General features: G+C 35.9%; 13 protein-coding genes. 12 read left to right on the top strand and 1 reads right to left on the bottom strand.

Going from position 1 to position 13,728, the window contains the following annotated elements:
• The first annotated feature begins 3 nt into the window (after positions 1–3).
• The 5 genes from gatB to LMOATCC19117_RS08955 all read left to right on the top strand — a co-directional run bounded on the left by gatB (position 4) and on the right by LMOATCC19117_RS08955 (position 5,689).
• On the top strand, positions 4–1,434 hold the full coding sequence (gatB, locus tag LMOATCC19117_RS08975; protein WP_003734640.1) for an Asp-tRNA(Asn)/Glu-tRNA(Gln) amidotransferase subunit GatB: 1,431 nt from the start codon (positions 4–6) through the stop codon (positions 1,432–1,434).
• A 145-nt stretch (positions 1,435–1,579) separates the two neighbouring features.
• A complete protein-coding gene (locus tag LMOATCC19117_RS08970; RefSeq protein ID WP_003725530.1) occupies positions 1,580–2,512 on the top strand; it encodes a diacylglycerol kinase in 933 nt (310 codons plus the stop codon).
• Between the two features lie 147 nt (positions 2,513–2,659).
• Positions 2,660–3,415 (top strand): hypothetical protein, encoded by a 756-nt coding sequence (locus LMOATCC19117_RS08965; RefSeq protein ID WP_003734641.1) that lies wholly within the window; start codon positions 2,660–2,662, stop codon positions 3,413–3,415.
• A gap of 23 nt (positions 3,416–3,438) precedes the next feature.
• On the top strand, positions 3,439–4,800 hold the full coding sequence (rlmD, locus tag LMOATCC19117_RS08960; RefSeq protein WP_003734642.1) for a 23S rRNA (uracil(1939)-C(5))-methyltransferase RlmD: 1,362 nt from the start codon (positions 3,439–3,441) through the stop codon (positions 4,798–4,800).
• 334 nt (positions 4,801–5,134) lie between these two features.
• Positions 5,135–5,689: a hypothetical protein gene (locus LMOATCC19117_RS08955; protein ID WP_003725527.1), complete on the top strand. Its 555-nt coding sequence runs from the start codon at positions 5,135–5,137 to the stop codon at positions 5,687–5,689.
• Between the two features lie 30 nt (positions 5,690–5,719).
• On the opposite strand, the gene LMOATCC19117_RS08950 is transcribed toward LMOATCC19117_RS08955, so the two are convergent.
• Positions 5,720–6,208, bottom strand: a complete 489-nt coding sequence (locus LMOATCC19117_RS08950; protein WP_322959441.1) for a shikimate kinase — start codon at positions 6,206–6,208, stop codon at positions 5,720–5,722.
• A gap of 208 nt (positions 6,209–6,416) precedes the next feature.
• Here LMOATCC19117_RS08950 and LMOATCC19117_RS08945 point away from each other — a divergent pair, with 208 nt between their 5' ends.
• The 7 genes from LMOATCC19117_RS08945 to ade all read left to right on the top strand — a co-directional run bounded on the left by LMOATCC19117_RS08945 (position 6,417) and on the right by ade (position 13,714).
• Complete coding sequence (locus LMOATCC19117_RS08945) at positions 6,417–6,926, top strand: hypothetical protein (protein WP_003725525.1); 510 nt, start codon at positions 6,417–6,419, stop codon at positions 6,924–6,926.
• Positions 6,927–7,054: 128 nt separating this feature from the next.
• Complete coding sequence (virB, locus tag LMOATCC19117_RS08940) at positions 7,055–7,822, top strand: ABC transporter ATP-binding protein VirB (protein ID WP_003725524.1); 768 nt, start codon at positions 7,055–7,057, stop codon at positions 7,820–7,822.
• The gene (gene virA, locus LMOATCC19117_RS08935; protein ID WP_003725523.1) at positions 7,812–9,791 is read left to right on the top strand and encodes an ABC transporter permease VirA; all 1,980 of its coding nucleotides are present in this window, start codon (positions 7,812–7,814) and stop codon (positions 9,789–9,791) included. The genes virB and virA overlap by 11 nt, the downstream gene beginning before the upstream one ends.
• A 62-nt stretch (positions 9,792–9,853) precedes the next feature.
• A complete protein-coding gene (virR, locus tag LMOATCC19117_RS08930) occupies positions 9,854–10,531 on the top strand; it encodes a two-component system response regulator VirR (RefSeq protein ID WP_003722222.1) in 678 nt (225 codons plus the stop codon).
• 69 nt (positions 10,532–10,600) lie between these two features.
• Complete coding sequence (locus tag LMOATCC19117_RS08925; RefSeq protein ID WP_003725522.1) at positions 10,601–11,476, top strand: SDR family oxidoreductase; 876 nt, start codon at positions 10,601–10,603, stop codon at positions 11,474–11,476.
• A 20-nt stretch (positions 11,477–11,496) separates the two neighbouring features.
• Positions 11,497–11,955 carry a hypothetical protein gene (locus tag LMOATCC19117_RS08920; protein WP_003725521.1) on the top strand — a complete coding sequence of 153 codons (459 nt, stop codon included), beginning with the start codon at positions 11,497–11,499 and terminating at the stop codon, positions 11,953–11,955.
• A gap of 16 nt (positions 11,956–11,971) precedes the next feature.
• Positions 11,972–13,714, top strand: coding sequence for an adenine deaminase (ade, locus tag LMOATCC19117_RS08915; RefSeq protein WP_072219513.1), 1,743 nt, complete (start codon positions 11,972–11,974; stop codon positions 13,712–13,714).
• The last annotated feature ends 14 nt before the right edge of the window (positions 13,715–13,728 follow it).

Below are 13,728 nucleotides of genomic sequence, written 5' to 3'. Positions count from 1 at the left end.
GCAATGAATTTTGAAACAGTTATTGGACTTGAGGTTCACGTAGAGTTAAAAACCAATTCAAAAATATTTTCTTCTGCGCCAGCTCATTTTGGAGCAGAACCAAATACAAATACAACCGTGGTAGACTTAGGTATGCCAGGTGTTTTACCAGTTTTAAATAAACGTGCAGTGGAATTTGGTATGAAAGCGGCTATGGCGATTAACTGTGAAATTGCTAAACATACAAAATTCGACCGTAAAAACTATTTTTATCCAGATAATCCGAAAGCATACCAAATTTCTCAATTCGATAAACCAATTGGCGAACATGGCTGGATTGAAATCGAAGTTGGCGGTAAAAAGAAAAAAATTGGCATCACTCGTCTTCATTTAGAAGAAGATGCTGGGAAAAATACCCATACTTCTCATGGTTATTCGTTAGTGGATATTAACCGTCAAGGAACACCACTTATCGAAATCGTTTCAGAACCAGACATTCGTTCTGCAGAAGAAGCTTATGCCTACTTAGAAAAATTAAAATCTATCATTCAATACACTGGCGTATCCGATGTGAAAATGGAAGAAGGTTCAATGCGCTGTGACGCCAATATTTCTATCCGACCAATCGGCCAAGAAGAATTTGGCGTAAAAACAGAACTTAAAAACCTAAACTCCTTCAACAACGTACGTAAAGGTATCGAATATGAAGAAAAACGCCAAGCTGAAGTGCTTAAGTCTGGCGGGATTATCGAACAAGAAACTCGTCGTTTTGAAGAAGCAACTGGAAAAACCTCTTTGATGCGAATTAAAGAAGGATCCGACGATTATCGTTATTTCCCAGAACCAGATTTAGTAGATTTATTTATTGATGACGCTTGGAAAGAACGTATTCGTGCAGAAATTCCTGAACTTCCAGACAAACGTCAAATTCGTTACATTAACGATCTTGGTTTGCCAGCATATGATGCAATGGTTCTCACGCTTACAAAAGAAATGTCTGACTTTTTTGAAGCAACTCTTGCAGCTGGAGCAGATGCGAAACAAGCATCAAACTGGCTAATGGGCGAAGTTTCTGCCTACTTAAACGCAGAACAAAAAGAACTTCATGAAACAGGACTAACTCCTGAAAACCTTGCTGGCATGATTAAATTAATCGAAGCTGGTACTATTTCTTCTAAAATCGCTAAAAAAGTTTTCCGCGAATTAGCGCAAAATGGTGGCGATGCAGAGCAAGTAGTAAAAGACAAAGGACTTGTCCAAATTTCCGATGAAGGAGCTTTACGCACTATCATTAGCGAAATTCTAGATAACAATGAGCAATCTATTGTCGACTTCAAAAATGGTAAGGATCGTGCGGTTGGATTCTTAGTTGGCCAAGTAATGAAAGTAACCAAAGGGCAAGCAAACCCACCAATGGTTAATAAATTATTACTAGAAGAAATGAACAAACGTTAAACAATGTAGCAGTGAGGTATTTTGCCTCGCTGCTTTTATATTTATTAGGAATTTATAGTTAAATTTGCTATAATATTACTATCATGTGTCAAAACGCGCTTTTCTTTTGAACAACGCTGTTTGAGTGAAGGAGAGGACGAACATAATGCAAAAACACGCTCGAGTTATTTATAATCCCACATCTGGAAGAGAAATCATCAAGAAAAATCTTGCAGATGTCCTTTCGATATTAGAGCAAGCAGGCTATGTAACATCTGCGCACGCAACAACTGCAGAACCAGATGATGCCAAACATGCTGCGGAAGAAGCTGTAAGAGATCGATTCGATTTAGTTGTAGCAGCTGGCGGAGATGGAACCATTAATGAAGTTATTAACGGTATTGCTGAAAAAGAATATCGCCCCAAAGTAGGGATTATACCAACCGGGACAACCAATGATTTTGCAAGAGCCTTACATGTGCCTAGAGACGTGATTAAAGCAACGAAGATTATAGCAGCTGGTCAAAGTGTAGCAATGGATATAGGTAAAGCAAATGAAACATATTTTATTAATATAGGTGGCGGAGGTCGTTTAACAGAACTCACTTACGATGTTCCTAGCCGTCTAAAAACAATGCTCGGTCAACTTGCTTATTATTTAAAAGGTATCGAAATGTTACCATCCTTAAAAGCAACCAAAGTAAAAGTAGAATATGATCAAGGCGTATTTGAAGGGGAAGTGATGTTTTTCCTATTAGGATTAACTAATTCCATTGGTGGCTTTGAAAAAATCGCCCCAGATGCCAAGTTAGACGACGGTAAATTTTCACTTATTATCGTGAAAAAAGTAAATTTAGCCGAATTTATCCGTTTAGTCACACTGGCGCTTCGAGGAGATCATATTAAAGAACCTAATGTTATTTATGTAAAATCCGAAAAAGTGATTGTTAACTCAGAAGATAAGATGTTAATTAACCTTGACGGGGAGCTTGGTGGGGAAACGCCAATGGAATTCCGCAATTTAAGACAACATATCGAATTTTTCGCAAGTGTAGATGACATCCCCGCAACTGATTTATTCATAAAAGAAAATAGCTAAAAACTGCCCAGTTTGGTAGTTTTTTTCTTTAGCCTAAACGTCCTAATTGCAACATAGTAAAAAGGATGTAATTATTGTTAGAAATTTGTCTTATTTGAGCAAAACAAGTATAATAGGTATTCTGACAAGAAATGAGGTGAATGCGATATGACAAGTGGACATCAATTTAAAAGGTTCACGATGATAATAATCGTTCTTATCATTGCTATCGCAGCGGCTGTTTTTTTCTTTTGGCAAGTGGATGCAGAAGAACAGGCTCCAAAAGTAAGTAAAACAGAGCTAATTGAAAGTAATAAAGTATGGATAAACAACCAAATGCAAATTCCAATACAAGATAATATTATTTTATCTATCCCTGCAGCAAATACAAACACAACGATAGCAACAAATGGGGATTTGATTTTAGAGATAACTAATGAAGAAATTTTAAATGAATTAGCTTCTTCCGATAATCGTTATAAAGGTATCAAAGCATATCGACTTCGTATTGAAGCGAAGAAAGTTTCTGAGTATATTACTAATACAAAATATCGTTACCCAACAACAACTATCCAGAAAAAATTCGCAAACTATGAAATTACAAGTGGTGAACGTTCTGTACAAACAGAAAAAACACCTGTAAAAATAGAAGACACAACAAACAATAATATTAAAGTATCTCTAAAGACAAGTTATTCAAGTGATGATGCTGAAGTCGCAGCTGGTATTTTTAATAGCCAGATTCCAGAAGAAACGACTATTACAGATAACACAAAAGCGTTGACTACGAATAAAAATGTCACTATCTATCCAAAAACATTTATTTATGATTTTACGTTACAGAAAAATACCATGCTTGTTTTTAAAGAGCAAGAAGAAGCAGTAATTAAAGAGCCAATCGGCATCGAATATATTATTAAGTAAAGCAAAGAGAGGGGCAAGGGACTTTGGAAGCATCCCTTTTAAAAAAGAACCAATCCATTGAACTTACTATTGAAGATTTAACGCATGACGGCAGTGGGGTTGGCAAAATTGACGGATACCCACTTTTCATTCCAAATACGTTACCTGGCGAAAAAGTGACAGCTAAAATAATAAAGCTCAATAAAAATTACGGCTTTGCTCGGATGGAGACTATTGAATCGGTTAGTGCAGACCGCGTAGAACCTCCATGTGCGGTTTATTCCAAATGTGGCGGTTGTAGCTTGCAACACTTAAGCTACGATGGCCAGCTTGAATTCAAACGAAATCAAGTGGAAGAAACGATGAAACGTATTGGCAAACTAAACGTAGAAGTTCCTGAAACACTAGGCATGGAAAACCCGTGGCGCTACCGGAATAAATCACAAGTACCAGTAGGATTTGTTAATGGTAAGTTAACAGCAGGTTTTTACCAAAAAAGAAGCCATGCCATTATCGACATGTCCACTTGTTTAATTCATAATGAGCAAGGTGATTTTGCTGTTCAAAAAACACGTGAAATCCTAGCTAAATACGGAACAGAGCCTTATGATGAACAAACAGGAAAAGGCGATATCCGCCATATTATGACAAGATTTGCGCATACAACTGGACAGTTAATGATTGTCCTTGTAACAACAAAAGAACGTATGCCATTTAAAGAAGAAATCGTACGGGAATTGGTCGAACAATTGGAATTAACCTCGATTGTTCAAAATATTAATCCACATAAAACAAATGTGATTTTTGGAGATCGTACGAAAACACTTTGGGGAAAAGATATCATTGAGGATACGATTCATGGCATTCGATTTGCAATTTCGGCTCGTTCATTTTATCAAGTAAACCCAATCCAAACAGAAGTTTTGTATCAACAAGCAATCGATGCGGCTGAGTTAACAGGAGAAGAAACAGTGATTGACGCCTATTGCGGCATTGGTTCTATTTCTCTTTGTCTCGCGAAAAAAGCCAAGCATGTCTACGGGGTAGAAATTGTGGATCAAGCGATACAAGATGCTCGTGCAAATGCAGAACTCAATGAATTAGCGAATACTACTTTTGAGACAGGGAAAGCAGAAGAGGTTATTCCGGCGTGGTACAAAGCTGGAATTGTAGCAGACGTCTTAGTTGTCGATCCACCACGAAAAGGTTGCGATGAAAAATTACTGGAAACAATTTTAGCAATGAAACCGAAGAAAGTAGTGTATGTTTCTTGTAATCCAGGGACATTAGCCCGTGATATGAAAATCTTAACGGATGGCGGCTATGTAGCGAAAAAAGTTCAGCCTGTAGATATGTTTCCAATGACAACACATATAGAAGCTGTGACTGTTCTACATTTAAATTAAGTATACAAAAACCGCCATAATGGGATAAATGGCGGTTTTTGCTTTTCGAGTGTGTGGTTGACTAATAAATTAACAGACGAGATTAATAAAAACCAAGTCCAGTTTTATTTAACCACGAAATAAATAAATGGTCAAAAGAGCAAAAATTAACTTTTATGAGAATAGAACCAATTTAATTAACTAATTTTATCTTATATAGTTAATTAAAACACAATAAAAGCGAAAATCATCCTTAAAATTGTCATGAAATTGTCACCTTTTTTTCTTCTTTCAAAAAGGTAGATAGTCTGGTAAGATGAATGTATGAGATTTCACATGAATGGAGGAAATGAGAATGGCAATTACTATGTATATTGACCAGCCTGGTGCCTCGTTAAATTATGAGACAACACATCCACATTTCAAGGAACATTTTAAAGCGAGTTTTTATTTGGATGGTCAGGATAGCTATGGTCCATTTGGGTATAAAGATGGACTTGAAGTACTTCGACGTTTAGAAGAATATTTTAGTGATAAAAGTGATCAAGGACTCAATTTATCGTCTTTTCCAAAATACATGATGGAAACAGTGAAAAAAGCAAACTATGTTCCAGCGAAAGACGATGGTGTAGAACGATTGAAACAACTTTTGGCTGAGTTTGGCAGTGACGTACGTGCATCTGATAGAATTACTGTCTCAGCAGCTTTAGCTCAAATCAAAATCACGGGCTATATTTTACCTGCTCTTCGTGATGCGGCGCTGGAATCACTTCATCGCGAAATAGAATTGAACAAAATAGAAAATATTGATGCAGGTTATGCGGACAGTATGTTTTATGACTTATTAACCTTTACAAAAGACTATACATCTGTGTTACCAGATATGTGGTGCAGACATTGTACAGAATAAAAAAACAACGCTAAAATTAGCGTTGTTTTTTTACTTATCTAACATGGTTAAAATAGCTCGAGCAACTTCTTCTTGATTACGATTATCCGTATTAACGATAAAGTCTGCAGAATCTTGATAGTGAGCAATTCTAGGTTCAAAAATAGCGCGAATTTCTTCGGCTGTTTTTTGTTGTACAAGCGGACGTGTAGTGTCGCCTTTTAAGCGATTCATAAATACTTCGGGATCCGTTTCTAAATAAATAACCGGATATGTATTTTTTAAAACTTCTCTATTTTCAGGATTGAGAACAATGCCACCGCCTGTTGCTATAACGGCTTTGGTTGTTGCTAATTCTTTTAATTTTTCATGTTCTAGACGGCGGAATTCTTTTTCACCATATTTAGCAAAAATGTCCGATACACTCATTCCTTGTTCGCTTGTAATTACTTCGTCAATATCGATGTACGGTAAGTCAGCTAAGTTTGCGAGTATATTTCCAACCGTTGTTTTTCCAGCTCCCATGAAGCCTATTAAGATAACTTGATCGATGATGTTCTCCTCCTTTATTGGATTATTACATTTTACTACTTAAAAGCATTAAAGAAATTATATCACAAATGCCAAAAAGGTCAACTGAAAGTAGGCTGATTTCTTTAAAATAAAAAGCTACATGAATGCCTTCTTCCCATTGTAGTATATTTTTAGTACAATAGAAATAATAGAGCTGTAAAACTGGAGGGAAATAATGATAGAAAATGAGCTAGAACATGCAAAGAAAATGGAGAAAATCGAATTTGGGGTCAATCGACGTTTGATTTTTTCAAGTTGTTTACTTTGGATGGCTGTTGGATTATTACTTTATGTTGTTTTTAGTCATATCAAAGGTGTAAATGGCATAGAGGAAATGATTTTACTCGTATTTATCGGCCTTTGTGTGTTACGTCCATTGTTTCGGTTAATTAATATCGCTCCCACCGTAGAATTAACAGAACGTGGAGTTGCTTATCGTGGTGATTTTAAATCATGGAATGAAATTAAAAAAACAGAACTGAAAAAACCAGCAATGATGCTTTTTTCGCAAGGTAGATTAAAAATTATGACATCGATAAATGGGCGGGAAGAAGTGGCATGGGACATAGTTGCTGCGGATGTTTCTATTAGTTTGGAGGAACTAGAAAAACTCATTCAGTCGATGCGTTCCACTTATACAAATGATGAAACTATCGGTATGGAAATCTTTGTGGAAAAGAAATAATAAGGAAAATCATTTATCTGTTTTTTTGACGGATAAATGATTTTTTAATAAATACAACTATAGCCCATAGTATCTTGTTTAAAATTAAGGTAAAATAACCAAATAAAGAACGTAACGGGAGGAATACAATGGAAACAGTGCTAAAGGCGCATAAAGTTAGAAAAGTATACGGTTCAAAAGGAAATTTGTTTTCTGCGCTTGGAAGTATTAGTTTAGAGATACAAAAAGGTTCCTTTGTAGGCATTATGGGTCCCTCTGGTGCTGGTAAATCTACTTTATTAAATGTATTGTCTTCTATAGATAAACCAACCTCTGGAGAAATTGAGATTGGTGGAAAGCAAATTTCTACTATGAACGGAAAAGAATTAGCTGTTTTTAGAAGAGATCAGCTTGGTTTTATATTTCAAGACTATAATTTATTAGATACGATGACTGTGAAGGATAATATTGTTCTACCGCTGGCTCTTGCTCGTATTAAACAAGCGGAAATTGATCAGCGGTTTGAAATTATTGCTCGTCAATTTGGGATTTTTGAGTTAAGGAACAAGTACCCAACCGAAATATCTGGTGGACAAAAGCAGCGAACAGCGGTTTGTCGAGCAATGATTACAGAACCAACGCTGATTTTTGCGGATGAACCCACTGGTGCGCTTGATTCCAAAGCAGCGACCAATTTATTAGAAGGACTTTCTCAAGCAAAAGATGTGCGTGATTCCACTATTATGATGGTGACGCACGATGCTTTTGCAGCCAGTTACTGCGAAAGAATTATGTTTATTAAAGATGGCGAAATTTTCACTGAAATCTACCGAGGGACAAGTTCTAGAAAACAATTCTTCCAGAAGGTATTAGATGTTTTGGCGCTTCTTGGAGGTGGCGAAAACGATGTTATTTAAAGTCGCGCTGACCAATATGCGAAAGAACTTTAATCAATATATTGTTTATTTTGTTTCGTTAATTGTTTGTGTATTAGTTTTTTTTACGTTTGTTTCGTTATCATATAACCCGCTGATTGACACAGTGTTTAAACGTTGGGAATTATTCGGACCGGCCATGTTTTCGTCAGCTAGTCTTATGTTAATATTGTTTATTATCTTTTTTATATTTTATTCCAATGGTTTTTTTCTTAAAAGGCGAAAACGAGAAATAGGGCTTTATTCATTACTTGGTTTGCGAAAATCACAAATTGTATTAGTATTATTTTTTGAAAATGCGATGCTATATATGCTTGCAACTATTTTTGGCGTTTTAATTGGAATTTTCTCTTCTAAATTGTTTGCAATGGTCTTATTTTGGATTGTCGGCCTTGCGATTGATGCAGAGTTTATTATTTCATTTAAAGCGATTATCGATACGATACTGGTCTTTTTTGGTATTATGCTTTTCACATCGGTTTATGCAGTTTTTCTTGTATTACGTTATAATTTGAATCAGCTATTCAAAAATGATGACAAAGAAGAAAAAGTAGCTAAAGGTTCACTAATTTTTATGTTAATTGGGTTAGCTTTAATCACTTTTGGATACTATCTGGCAACGAGGAATATTGAAGAATCGCCTATTTGGCTAGCCTATGATTTTTTTGATTTAATTTTAGTGATACTGGCTTGCGTTATTTTAGGAACCTGGCTGATGGTTAGATTTGGCACCCCTTATGTCATTCGACAACTATACAATAATAAACGTTTCTTTTATAAAGGGACGAATATGCTAGGGATTACATCGCTTCGTTTTAGGCTAAAGAAAAATGCTGGTACGATTGCGATGATTGCTGTTCTTAGTGCGACAACGTTAACGATTATCGGCTCCATGAGTAGTTTTTATGTGCGTACAATTAATGATATTTCAGCGGAGAATCCTTCCAGTTATCAAGTGCTCAATATTTCTGCTAAAAATGAAAAAGAGATTATTCAAACGATTCGCGATGATCAAGATCATAAATTGAAAAAATTGATGCAAGCAGAGATGCTTAGTGCTGAAGTGGAATATAAAGATATTCCTAAATATAAAATGCATATGGATACATTCATTCATACCATTGTATCGGAATCAGAATATAATCGTATCGGTGAAAGGCAGCAGAGTGATTTTGTCGAATCTAAAAAAATTGCCTATGGTGATGCAATCTTACTTGGAAAAAATACTTATTACGCAAGATCGGACATTCAAGAAAAATGGCTTACTCGTAAAATGGTCGTCCAATCAAATAAATCAGTTGCAAAGAAAATGCCACCAATAAAAGTAGTGGATTTTCGAGAAAATTCAATTTTCAATACAGGGATTTCTTATGAAACGCTGGTTGTTTCCGATGAATATTATGATGATTTGGAGCGACTTTTCCCTCCTGAATCTGTGACAATGTTTGATATTACTAATCCGAATCATAGTGAAAGCTTGGATAAGAAAGTGCAAACAATCGTTGACGGGGAGCCTTCATTATTCTCGGAAAATGTTTCTTCTTATTATACGAATTACCACTTAATCTCCACAGTGGTAGGTTCACTATTATTTATAGGTATTTTTATTGGTATTGTTTTCTTTTTAGCAACGGGAAGTATCATTTACTTCAAATTAGTTACAGATGCAGTTTCTGAAAAAGCCAAGTTTGATATTTTATTTAAATTAGGAGTTACGGAAAAAGAAATCCGGAAAATTATTTCCAAGCAGGTTTGGCCAATTTTTGTTATTCCATTATTTTTTGGAATTGCGCATTCCATGGCTGCACTGTGGGGTATTTCTGTTAATTTAATGGATAATATAAAATATCCGGTATTAATTGGTACAGGTATTTATATTCTTTGTTATGCAGCTTATTACTTTTTGTGTATCAATTCTTTTACCAAAATTGTGATGGCCAATAAAAAGTAATTGGCTTTTGTGGTTATTTCAGCTAAAATGAGAAGAGAGTTCCACCGAGGGAGGCACTAGAAATGGTAAAGGTATATATCGTAGAAGATGATGAAGTAATTCGTGATACAATCCGAAAACATTTAAGTAAATGGGGATTTGAGATTGGTGTAGTAGAGGATTTTAACAATATTTTACAAGAGTTTTTAGCTTTCGAACCTCAATTAGTTATTTTAGATGTTAATCTTCCTTTCTTTGATGGCTTTTATTGGTGTAATCAAATTCGAGAAGTTTCGAATGTACCCATTATCTTTTTATCATCACGTAATTCGCGAATGGACCAAATAATGGGCATGAATATGGGTGCAGACTATTATATTGAAAAACCAGTTGATCTGGATGTTTTAATGGCGCGGATAAATGCTCTATTAAGGCGGACATATTCTTACGCAGATTTAGAAGAAGCCAATGTGATGGAGCATAATAATGTTTTCCTACACATTGATACGAACACACTTACACATTTAGAAGATAAAATTGAGCTAACGAAAAATGAATTTTTGATTTTATATGAATTAATGAAACAAAAAGGTAGCATTGTAAGTCGTGATGAAATTATGCGCGCACTTTGGGAAGATGAAAGTTTTGTTGATGATAATACATTGACAGTTAATGTTGTTCGTATTCGTAAAAAACTAGCAGAAATTGGTTTGAGCGAATTTATCAAAACGAAAAAAGGCCAAGGATATATGATTGAATGACGAAAAAACAGGAAGATAGCGCTAAAAAACGCGAACTTCCTGTTTTTCGTAAATGGAGGAGGAGTCTAAATGAAAATTTTAGTATTCGGTGGTACTCGTTTTTTTGGCAAGAAATTAGTGGAAAGACTTGTTTCAGAAGGACATGAGGTCACCATTGGGACAAGGGGCAAAACAGAAGATAATTTTGGTGATACTGTCAAACGGGTTATTTTAAATCGAGAATCAAGAGATGCTTTATTCCAATTAGCAAAAGAAGACTGGGATGTTATTTACGATAATATATGTTTCTCTCCGAAAGAAGCACTTTATGCCGTAGATGCATTTAAAGGCAAGGTAAAACGATACATATATACATCATCACTCTCTGTTTATAGTCAAAAAGGTCGAGCTTTAGTTGAAGCTGACTTTAATCCAGAGCATTATGAAATTGTTATTGGAGATAAAGAAGATTTTGATTACGGTGAAGGGAAACGACTTGCTGAAGCCGTATTTTTCCAAAAAGCTTCTTTTCCAGTAGTTGCAGTTCGTTTTCCAATCGTGCTTGGACTTGACGATTACACAAAACGCCTTCACTTTCATATTAATCATATTAAAAACCACCAAGAAATTGGGATTAGTAATGGACAAGCTGAGATTGGCTTTATTACTTCTGATGAAGCGGCGCATTTTTTAGAGTGGGTTGGTGTGGAATCGGATCTGACAGGACCGGTAAACGCTACCTCCAATGGCACATACGCATTAAATGGTTTCATCAAAATGCTTGAAGAAAAAATCGGGAAATTAGCACTAGTTGAAGAGGTGACGGATGACGTCGATGATTCTCCGTTTGGCATTGAAAAAACCTATTATTTAGATAATACGAAAGCTACCGAAGCTGGTTTTGTGTTTAATGATTTAAAAGTATGGTTACCAGCTTTAGTGACAGCTATTTTAAAAGAAAATTAATTTGGGGGAAAAATAATACTATGTTAAACTTTGAAGAAAAAAAAGCATTAATAGAATCTATCGACGGCTTTGAATTACACGAAATTTCTATGGGCCGTATTAATGTACACTATCCAGCAAGTAAAAGAGACAAGAAAATCATCGTCAAACATCTTCATCCAAACGGTAATGCTTTTGTTTATGCACCATTTCTAGAGGTAGAGCCACTCGACAAACAAGGCTATGTGAATGTAAAAGATTACTCTGAAAATGAAATCCGCGTATTACTATTAGAAGCAAAAGAATTCATGGATAGTGACGAGGATGGCTATAAAGAAGGTCTAACTAAAATATATCAAGACAATAGTGGCGAAAAACTTTCACTAGTGTATGAAAATAAAATGTGGGTTATTTATACGGGGGAGAACTTGGAAGCAGTTTTCCCAACCCTTGAAAGCGCAGAAGGTTATTTGCTTGATGAAGGTTTTTTTGAAGCTTAATTGACGGAGGCGAGTTTTGGTGGAGAATTTAGAACAGCTGCAAGAACGAGTTGCAGTAAGTGATGGACGAGCAAAAGCAGATTTAGTAATAAAAAATGGACGAATAATAAATGTGTTTTCAGGAGAAATAATGGACGGAGATATTGCCATCAAAAATGGTTATATTGCTGGTATTGGCAATTTTCCAGATGCAGAAAAGATAATAGATGCTGCTGGTGCCTTCATTGCACCTGGTTTTATTGATGCACATGTCCACGTGGAGAGTGCGATGGTCACACCTGCTGAGTTTGCCCGTGTCTTACTCCCAAATGGTGTTACAACGATTGTTACAGACCCGCATGAAATTGCCAATGTGGCTGGAGAAAAAGGAATTGAATTCATGCTAGAAGATGCCAAAGGAGTACCAATAGACATGTTTGTCATGCTCCCATCTTCTGTTCCTGCAACGGAAGGCGAACATAATGGCGAAACATTACATGCTGAGAAACTCCATCCGCTTTATAGACATGAAAAAGTAATCGGCCTTGCAGAAGTGATGGATTTTCCATCTGTAGCAAAAGGAAGTTCGGATATTTTAACCAAAATTATCGATGCTAAAAAAGAAGGCGGACGAATTGATGGACATGGAGCTGGCTTAACGAGCGCTGATTTGAATAATTATTTGGCTGTTGGTATTCGGACAGATCATGAAAGTACTACTGCTAAGGAAGCAACAGACCGCTTACGTGCCGGAATGTTTGTTATGCTACGCGAGGGAACTGTAGGCCGTGATTTACTTCAAACAATTCCTGCAGTATCTGAAAAAAATAGCCATCGTTTTTGCTTTTGCACAGATGATAAACTAATTAATGATTTAATTACGGAAGGATCAATTAACTTTAACATTAGACTGGCTATCAAAAATGGAATAGACCCAATTACCGCTATCCAAATGGCAACTATTAATGCAGCTAATTGTCATAATTTGCCATACCTTGGTGCAGTTGCTGCAGGATACCAAGCAGATATTGTTTTTCTAACAGATATAGAAACAGTAGAAATTAGCAAAGTTTTGAAAAATGGAGAAGTAGTCGTGGATAATGGTGTTCGTCACGAAGCTGCATTTAAGCAACAAGCGGCAGTACCATTTGTATCTCCACCAATTAATCATCATGTGAGTTTACAAGATTTAGCATTACCTTTGACCAAAGAAACGTGTTATGTAATCGGGATGCAACCCAATAGTTTATTTACAGAAAAACGTATCGAACAAGTGGCTATTCAAGACGGTAAGTTTGTTCCAACCGTGGAAAACGATTTACTCAAAATGGCAGTTGTAGAGCGTCACCATGATACTGGTTGTGTTGGATTAGGCATTGTAAAAGGCTTTGGTTTAACAGAAGGCGCAATTGCTACGACTGTCGCGCACGATTCTCATAATATTGTTGCTGTTGGCATTAGTGATGAAGCAATGAAAGCGGCTATTGATCATATTACTCAAACAGGTGGCGGTATTGCTGTAGTAAATGGAGCTGGTCAGGTACTTCATGATTTAGCCCTTCCAATCGCTGGATTGCTTAGTGATAAATCATACGAAGAAGTGGAAAACGATTTAGCGGGTCTTTTAAATGCCTTTAAACAGATTAGTACGGCTGATGGTTTTGATCCATTTTTAACATTGTCATTCTTAACATTACCAGTGATTCCAGAATTAAAATTAACCGATCAAGGGTTGTTTGATTTTGCTACGTTTCAAATTATTTCAAATGAAGTAAACTAATTAGTAGCGAGGAG

It is taken from the genome of Listeria monocytogenes ATCC 19117 (genome assembly GCF_000307025.1).
In the GTDB taxonomy this organism is placed as follows: Bacteria; Bacillota; Bacilli; order Lactobacillales; family Listeriaceae; genus Listeria; species Listeria monocytogenes_B.
Note: the sequence above shows the minus strand (reverse complement) of the source record. Positions and strands in the feature narration are given on the sequence as shown.

Bases quoted from the DNA above. Each gene is read 5' to 3' on its own strand.
- gatB (WP_003734640.1), top strand. From the start codon at position 4: ATGAATTTTGAAACAGTTATTGGACTTGAGGTTCACGTAGAGTTAAAA.
- LMOATCC19117_RS08970 (WP_003725530.1), top strand. From the start codon at position 1,580: ATGCAAAAACACGCTCGAGTTATTTATAATCCCACATCTGGAAGAGAA.
- LMOATCC19117_RS08965 (WP_003734641.1), top strand. From the start codon at position 2,660: ATGACAAGTGGACATCAATTTAAAAGGTTCACGATGATAATAATCGTT.
- LMOATCC19117_RS08955 (WP_003725527.1), top strand. From the start codon at position 5,135: ATGGCAATTACTATGTATATTGACCAGCCTGGTGCCTCGTTAAATTAT.
- LMOATCC19117_RS08945 (WP_003725525.1), top strand. From the start codon at position 6,417: ATGATAGAAAATGAGCTAGAACATGCAAAGAAAATGGAGAAAATCGAA.
- virB (WP_003725524.1), top strand. From the start codon at position 7,055: ATGGAAACAGTGCTAAAGGCGCATAAAGTTAGAAAAGTATACGGTTCA.
- virA (WP_003725523.1), top strand. From the start codon at position 7,812: ATGTTATTTAAAGTCGCGCTGACCAATATGCGAAAGAACTTTAATCAA.
- virR (WP_003722222.1), top strand. From the start codon at position 9,854: ATGGTAAAGGTATATATCGTAGAAGATGATGAAGTAATTCGTGATACA.
- LMOATCC19117_RS08925 (WP_003725522.1), top strand. From the start codon at position 10,601: ATGAAAATTTTAGTATTCGGTGGTACTCGTTTTTTTGGCAAGAAATTA.
- LMOATCC19117_RS08920 (WP_003725521.1), top strand. From the start codon at position 11,497: ATGTTAAACTTTGAAGAAAAAAAAGCATTAATAGAATCTATCGACGGC.